The sequence below is a fragment of the Amycolatopsis sp. genome (assembly GCF_036008905.1).
Taxonomy (GTDB): Bacteria; Actinomycetota; Actinomycetes; order Mycobacteriales; family Pseudonocardiaceae; genus Amycolatopsis.
In genome coordinates this window covers 45,121-52,211 of record NZ_DASYMU010000183.1, presented here as the reverse complement: position 1 = coordinate 52,211, position 7,091 = coordinate 45,121, and the positions used below count along the sequence as shown (strand labels likewise).

Annotated in this window: 5 protein-coding genes and 1 pseudogene; 4 read left to right on the top strand and 2 right to left on the bottom strand. The window is 66.5% G+C overall.

Going from position 1 to position 7,091, the window contains the following annotated elements:
* The 4 genes from VGP60_RS30535 to pcp form a co-directional block, all read left to right on the top strand.
* The coding region (locus VGP60_RS30535) for a DegT/DnrJ/EryC1/StrS family aminotransferase (protein ID WP_327551594.1) at positions 1-761 on the top strand (761 nt) is incomplete at its 5' end.
* 27 nt (positions 762-788) lie between these two features.
* Positions 789-1,964: a cytochrome P450 gene (locus VGP60_RS30530; protein WP_327551593.1), complete on the top strand. Its 1,176-nt coding sequence runs from the start codon at positions 789-791 to the stop codon at positions 1,962-1,964.
* Positions 1,965-1,974: 10 nt separating this feature from the next.
* The gene (locus tag VGP60_RS30525; protein ID WP_327551592.1) at positions 1,975-2,163 is read left to right on the top strand and encodes a ferredoxin; all 189 of its coding nucleotides are present in this window, start codon (positions 1,975-1,977) and stop codon (positions 2,161-2,163) included.
* Between the two features lie 458 nt (positions 2,164-2,621).
* Entirely contained in the window at positions 2,622-3,263 is a 642-nt protein-coding gene (pcp, locus tag VGP60_RS30520) for a pyroglutamyl-peptidase I (protein ID WP_327551591.1), read from the top strand.
* On the opposite strand, the pseudogene VGP60_RS30515 reads toward pcp, so the two are convergent.
* A pseudogene (locus tag VGP60_RS30515) lies at positions 3,247-4,329 on the bottom strand (Hsp70 family protein); the annotation flags it as partial. The gene pcp and the pseudogene VGP60_RS30515 overlap by 17 nt on opposite strands.
* Before the next feature lie 116 nt (positions 4,330-4,445).
* The gene (locus tag VGP60_RS30510) at positions 4,446-7,007 is read right to left on the bottom strand and encodes an ATP-dependent Clp protease ATP-binding subunit (RefSeq protein ID WP_327551590.1); all 2,562 of its coding nucleotides are present in this window, start codon (positions 7,005-7,007) and stop codon (positions 4,446-4,448) included.
* Positions 7,008-7,091 lie beyond the last annotated feature (84 nt).

Below are 7,091 nucleotides of genomic sequence, written 5' to 3'. Positions count from 1 at the left end.
TCTTCGTCGACTGCGGGGACGACCTCAACATCGACGTCTCGCTCATCGAAGCCAAGATCACCCCGCGCACCAAGGTCATCCTGCCCGTCCACATCTACGGGCGGCGCTGTGACATGGACGCGATCATGACGCTGGCCTACGAGTACAACCTGCGGGTCGTCGAGGATTCCGCCGAGGCGCACGGCGTGCCCCCGGTCGCCGACATCGCGTGTTTCTCGTTGTTCGGCAACAAGATCATTACCTCGGGCGAGGGCGGGATCTGCGTGACCAACGACGGTCACCTCGCCGACCAGATGGCGCATCTGCGCGCGATGGCGTTCGACAAGGACCACACCTTCCTGCACAAGAAGGTCGGCTACAACTTCCGTATGACGGCCATGCAGGCCGCCGTCGCGCTCGCGCAGACCGAGCAGCTCGACGAAATCCTTTCCCTGCGAACGGGAATCGAGAAACGCTACGACGACGGACTGGCCGGGATCAGCGGGATCACCTTGATGCCGCCCAGGAACGTGCTGTGGATGTACGACCTCCGCGCCGAGCGCCGCGACGAACTGCGCGCTTTCCTTGCCGGGGCCGGGATCGAGACCAGGTTGTTCTTCAAGCCGATGAGCAGGCAACCCGGTTACCTCGACCCCGACTGGCCGTCGCTGAACGCCAGCAAGTTCAGCGAGGACGGCTTCTACCTGCCCACGCACACCGGGCTCACCGAAGCCGACCAGGACTTCATCTGCGGGAAGATCCGCGAGTTCCACAGCTCCTGAGCACCGACGAACTAGGGAAACAGGGAAATGACGAGCGTCCAAGAGAACATCGTCGACTTTCCGGGTCGCCGGGCGGGTTGCCCCTTCCCACCGCCCGAATACGCCGAGATCCGCGCACGGCCAGGGCTGGTGCGGACCTCCCTGCCCGACGGGCGGACGGTGTGGCTGGTGACGCGGCACGAGGAGGTGCGCGCGGTGCTCACCGACCGGCGCGTCAGCTCGAACCCGACCCACGACGGCTTCCCGAACTTCGGCCGCACCGGCGGTGTGCCGTCGCCGGACCAGGTCCCTGGCTGGTTCGTGGGCATGGATCCGCCGGAGCACGGCCGGTTCCGCAAGACGCTGATCCCCGAGTTCACGGTGCGCAAGATCAGGGAACTGCGCCCGGAGATCCAGCGGGTCGTCGACGGCCGGATCGACGCCATGCTCGCCGCTGGGAACACGGCCGATCTCGTCGCCGACTTCGCGCTTCCCGTGCCGTCACTGGTGATCACCGCGCTGCTGGGTGTCCCGTACGTCGACCACGACTTCTTCGAAGCCAAGACCCGCGTCCTGGTCAGCTTCGCCTCGACCGACGAGGAACGTGAGTCGGCGGGCAAGCAGATCCTGCGCTACATCACCCGGCTCATCACGATCAAACAGCAACGGCCCGCCGACGACCTGCTCAGCAGGCTGCTGGCGTCGGCCACCATGACGCCCCAGGAACTGTCCGGGGTGGCGATGCTCCTGCTGATCGCCGGCCACGAAACCACCGCGAACAACATCTCGCTCGGCGTCGTCACACTGCTGTCGAACCCGGAGTGGATCGGCGACGCACGGATCGTCGAGGAACTCCTGCGGCTGCACTCGGTCGCCGACCTGGTCGCGCTCCGGGTAGCGGTCGAGGACGTCGAGATCGGCGGTCAGCTCATCAAGGCCAGCGAGGGCATCGTCCCACTGGTGGCCGCGGCCAACCACGACGCCGAGGCGTTCGGCTGCCCCGCCCAGTTCGACCCCGCCCGCGCCGCCCGCCACCACGTCGCGTTCGGCTACGGCGTGCACCAATGCCTCGGGCAGAACCTGGTCCGGGCCGAGATGGAGATCGCCTACCAAACCCTGTTCGAACGGATTCCCACCCTGGAGATCGCCGAGCCGATCGAGGACCTGCCGTTCAAGTACGACGGCGTGCTGTTCGGCCTGCACGCGCTGCCGGTCAAGTGGTGAGGGGACGACCATGCGCATCAGCATCGACACCGACCGGTGCGTCGGGGCGGGCCAATGCGTCCTGTCCGCGCCCGACGTCTTCGACCAAAACGACGACGGCCTAGTGATAGTCCTAGCCACGGAACCCGCCGATTCCGACGGCAAGGCAGTACGGCAGGCCCAGGAAATCTGCCCCTCCCAAGCCATCACCCTGAACTAAGCCCTGCGCGCTGAAGGCCACCATGGGGAACTCAAACGCCCTCATGGTGGCCTTCGTTGCGTTGTAAGCGCAGCCAAGTCTCCCGCTACCGCAGTAATCCCATTGGGCGGCAGGCGAAAGAACCACAGCGCATGCCCTCTTTCGGCCGAAGGCCCACGATTTCGCGGCGGCAGGGCGCCCGCGCTACAAACCGCGACTTCCGCACCTGGTCACGCCCTGGCGACGCGAAACCGTCAGCGCGCAGACCCGCCGAAAACACAGTGATGGCGACATACCTCAGGACCGCCATGAAGGGCCCCTTCATACCAAAAACCGCAAGGAAGGATCCCTTCATACAACGGCAAAGCCGGGACGAACCAAGGTGGGGACAGCAAGCCGTGGGCACCCAAGCCAGGAACGGGCCGAGAAGGTAACCACACCAACCTCCACAACCTCATCGTCACCAGTAGCCTGGCGTTATGGCGAAGGTTCTTCTCACCGGGTTTGAGCCGTTTGGTGGCGAACTGGTCAATCCGTCTTGGCAGGCAGTCGCGCTGCTTGCGGAGCGACGTACATCCTTGATCACCGTTGAACTTCCCTGCGCGTTCGCCACTTCGCTCTCCACGTTGCGGACGGCCATCGGGCTGCACCAGCCGGATTTGGTCGTCTGCGTGGGTCAGGCCGGCGGGCGGCCGGACGTCACTGCTGAGCGCGTCGCGGTGAACCTCACTGACGCCCGGATCCCGGACAATGCCGATGCTCAGCCCATCGACGTGCCGGTGGTGCCCGGCGGGCCGGTCGGGTATTTCTCGACGCTGCCGGTCAAAGCTTGCGTGGCGGCGATTCGGGAAGCCGGCATCCCCGCGTCGGTGTCCCACACGGCGGGCACGTTCGTCTGCAATCAGGTGTTCTACGGGCTCATGCATCTGCTGGCGACCGAGTTTCCCGGAATTCGCGGTGGGTTCGTCCACGTCCCGTACAGCCCCGAGCAGGTGGCCGCCGCGGGGTCGGCCGCGCCAAGCCTCTCGATCGACAAGTGCGCTGACGCGCTGGGCGTGCTCGTCGATACCGCGCTGACGGTCGAAGAAGACCTTCACGTCACCGCGGGCGCACTCCACTGAATCGCGGCGCCCCCACGGGCACCTTGTGCAGCCCGAAAGCCACAGCGCTTTCGGGCTGATTCTGCGTAGTCGGGGTGACGCTCAGTTGTTTGGCCAGCAGGCTCGCCAGCAGCGGCATCCGGCTCGGCCCGCCGACGAGATAGATCCCGCCGAGGCGCTGCGGAGTGACGCCCGCCGCGTGGATCGTCGCCGCGAACAGCTCCGCGCTGCGCAGGAAACCGGGCCGTACCAAGGCTTCCAGCTCGATCCGGGTCACCAGGACGTCCGGGAACGGCTCCGGCATCGGCACCTCGGTCTGCGGGTGCCGGGACAGGCTTTCCTTGGCATCCCGCACATCCTGCAGCAGCGCGCGGCGGATCCGGCGGTCGGAAACGGTCTTGGGACGCAGGACGGCTTGCCAGCGCGAGGGTTCGGAATGCGACACCTCGCGCCCGATGTGCATCAGGAGCGCCCGGTCGATGTCCAGGCTGCCGAGATCCGGCAGGCCCGCCTCGGCGAGCACGGTGAATCCCCGCTCGCCGACGCCGACGACCGCGCAATCGAAGGTGCCCGCGCCGAGGTCGTAGACGGCGATCGGCCCTGTCAGGCGGATCCCGGCCGCGTAGTGCGCCGCCGCGGCGACCGGCTCCGGGATCAGTACCGGCATCCCGCCGCCCAGCCCGGCTTGCCCCGCCGCCTGACGCAGAACGGCCTGACGCCCGGCACCCCAGCGCGCCGGGTGCGAGATCCGCAGCTGGCCGATCGGATGTCCCAGCTGCCGCTCGGCTTCCTCACCGATGCGGCGCAGCACCGCGGCGAACGCGCTGGCCACCGGCACGACGTCGCCGCCGAGCAGCAGCGTGCCCTCGTCGATGCGGCGCTTGGGGTTCGGTTCGAACCGGCTCGGGTCCAGCCGGGCCCGGCGCTCCGCGTCGCGGCCGACGGCGAGTGTGCCGTCGCGCTCGGCGTACACCGCCGAAGACATCGTCACCGACCCGTCGACCTCGAGCACAGCCGCTTCCCTGCCCGAAACCGAAAGGGTCGCGACGGTGGTCGACGTGCCGAGATCCACGGCCAAGACGTCCAAACCAATGCCCCCTCAAGCGGTGCCCCCACGACATTCCCCAGCATCGTCTCACGCGCACGAATAAGGGCGGCTCCCCGTGTGTGGGGAACCGCCCTTAGTTCGTTTTCGGCTACTGCCTAGCTCGCGTCGACCTCGGACTCGCCCGACTCGTCGCCCTTGCCGGCGCCGATGCTGACGGGCGGAGCGTCCGGAACCTCGGTCGGCTTCGGCACTCCACGGAAGGTGAACTTCGCCTCGTCGTCCTTGTCCTCGACGACACCGCTCCAGCCTTCGACGTCGACCACGATGATCTGGCCCGGCTGGATCTCGCCGAACAGGATCTTCTCGGACAGCTGGTCTTCGATCTCACGCTGGATGGTGCGACGCAGCGGCCGGGCACCGAGGACCGGGTCGAACCCGCGCTTGGCCAGCAGGGCTTTCGCCTTGTCGGTCAGCTCGAGCTCCATGTCCTTGGCCTTCAGCTGCGTCTCGACGCGCGTCGCCATCAGGTCCACCATCTGGATGATCTGATCCTTGGTGAGCTGGTGGAAGACGATGATGTCGTCGATCCGGTTGAGGAACTCAGGCCGGAAATGCTTCTTCATTTCCTCGTTGACCTTTTGCTTCATCTTCTCGTACTTCGTGCCGGTGTCCCCACCGGACGAGAACCCGAGGCTCACGGACTTGGAGATGTCCGAGGTGCCCAGGTTGGACGTGAAGATGAGCACGGTGTTCTTGAAGTCGACCGTGCGGCCCTGACCGTCGGTCAGGCGACCGTCCTCGAGGACCTGCAGGAGCGTGTTGTAGATCTCCTGGTGGGCCTTCTCGATCTCGTCGAACAGGACCACGGAGAACGGCTTGCGGCGCACCTTCTCGGTGAGCTGCCCGCCCTCTTCGTAACCCACGTAGCCCGGAGGGGCACCGAAGAGCCGCGAAGCGGTGTAGCGGTCGTGGAACTCGCCCATGTCGATCTGGATCAGGGCGTCGTCCTCGCCGAACAGGAAGCCCGCGAGCGCCTTGGAAAGCTCGGTCTTACCGACACCCGAGGGGCCGGCGAAGATGAACGAGCCCGACGGACGCTTCGGGTCCTTCAGACCGGCACGGGTCCGGCGGATCGCCTGGGAAACCGCCTTGACGGCGTCCTCCTGGCCGATGATCCGCTTGTGCAGCTCGTCCTCCATGCGGAGCAGACGCGAGGTCTCCTCCTCGGTGAGCTTGAACACCGGGATACCGGTCCAGTTGGCGAGGACCTCGGCGATCTGCTCGTCGTCGACTTCGGCGACGACGTCCAGGTCACCGTCCTTCCACTGCTTCTCCCGCTCACCCTTCTGGCCGAGGAGGGTCTTCTCCTCGTCGCGAAGGCGAGCCGCCTTCTCGAAGTCCTGAGCGTCTATGGCCGACTCTTTGTCCCGGCGCACGTTCGCGATCTTCTCGTCGAACTCGCGCAGGTCCGGCGGAGCGGTCATGCGGCGGATGCGCATCCGGGCGCCGGCCTCGTCGATCAGGTCGATCGCCTTGTCCGGCAGGAAGCGGTCGTTGATGTAGCGATCCGCCAGGGTGGCGGCCGCGACCAGCGCGGAGTCCGTGATCGAGACGCGGTGGTGCGCCTCGTAGCGGTCCCGCAGGCCCTTGAGGATCTCGATGGTGTGCGTGAGCGACGGCTCGCCGACCTGGATCGGCTGGAAACGACGCTCGAGCGCGGCATCCTTCTCGATGTACTTGCGGTACTCCTCGAGCGTGGTCGCACCGATCGTCTGCAGCTCGCCACGGGCCAGCATCGGCTTCAGGATCGAGGCCGCGTCGATGGCACCTTCGGCGGCACCCGCGCCGACGAGCGTGTGCAGCTCGTCGATGAACAGGATGATGTCGCCGCGGGTCTTGATCTCCTTGAGCACCTTCTTGAGGCGCTCTTCGAAGTCACCGCGGTACCGGGAACCAGCGACCAGCGAACCGAGGTCGAGCGTGTAGAGCTGCTTGTCCTTCAGCGTCTCGGGCACCTCGCCCTTGACGATGTTCTGCGCGAGCCCCTCGACGACGGCCGTCTTGCCGACGCCGGGCTCACCGATCAGGACCGGGTTGTTCTTGGTGCGCCGCGACAGCACCTGCATGACCCGCTCGATCTCCTTGCCACGACCGATGACCGGGTCGAGCTTGCCCTCGCGGGCGGAGACGGTCAGGTTGCGGCCGAACTGGTCGAGAACCAGCGAAGAGGACGGGGTGCCTTCGCCGCGCCCGCTGCCGGACTCCTGGGGCTCTTTGCCCTGGTAGCCGGAGAGGAGCTGCAGGACCTGCTGGCGGACCCTGTTGAGGTCGGCGCCGAGCTTGACGAGCACCTGGGCGGCGACGCCTTCGCCTTCGCGGATCAGCCCGAGCAGGATGTGCTCGGTGCCGATGTAGTTGTGGCCGAGCTGCAGCGCTTCACGCAGGCTGAGCTCGAGGACTTTTTTGGCTCGCGGAGTGAAGGGGATGTGGCCGGACGGGGCCTGCTGGCCCTGGCCGATGATCTCCTCGACCTGCTGGCGCACACCCTCCAGCGCGATACCCAACGACTCCAGCGCCTTGGCGGCGACACCCTCACCCTCGTGGATCAGACCCAGGAGGATGTGCTCGGTGCCGATGTAATTGTGGTTGAGCATCCTGGCCTCTTCTTGGGCCAGGACAACCACCCGCCTCGCGCGGTCGGTGAACCTTTCGAACATTTTGCACTCCCTCGACTGCTGCGCCGGCGGCCCTAGTCCATCGTGCTTTCACCGCGATGGATTCAGCACCGTGACACCACTGTA

Excerpts from the sequence above, each read along its gene's own strand:
- VGP60_RS30530 (WP_327551593.1), top strand. The coding sequence starts at position 789 with ATGACGAGCGTCCAAGAGAACATCGTCGACTTTCCGGGTCGCCGGGCG.
- VGP60_RS30525 (WP_327551592.1), top strand. The coding sequence starts at position 1,975 with ATGCGCATCAGCATCGACACCGACCGGTGCGTCGGGGCGGGCCAATGC.
- pcp (WP_327551591.1), top strand. The coding sequence starts at position 2,622 with ATGGCGAAGGTTCTTCTCACCGGGTTTGAGCCGTTTGGTGGCGAACTG.
- VGP60_RS30510 (WP_327551590.1), bottom strand. The coding sequence starts at position 7,007 with ATGTTCGAAAGGTTCACCGACCGCGCGAGGCGGGTGGTTGTCCTGGCC.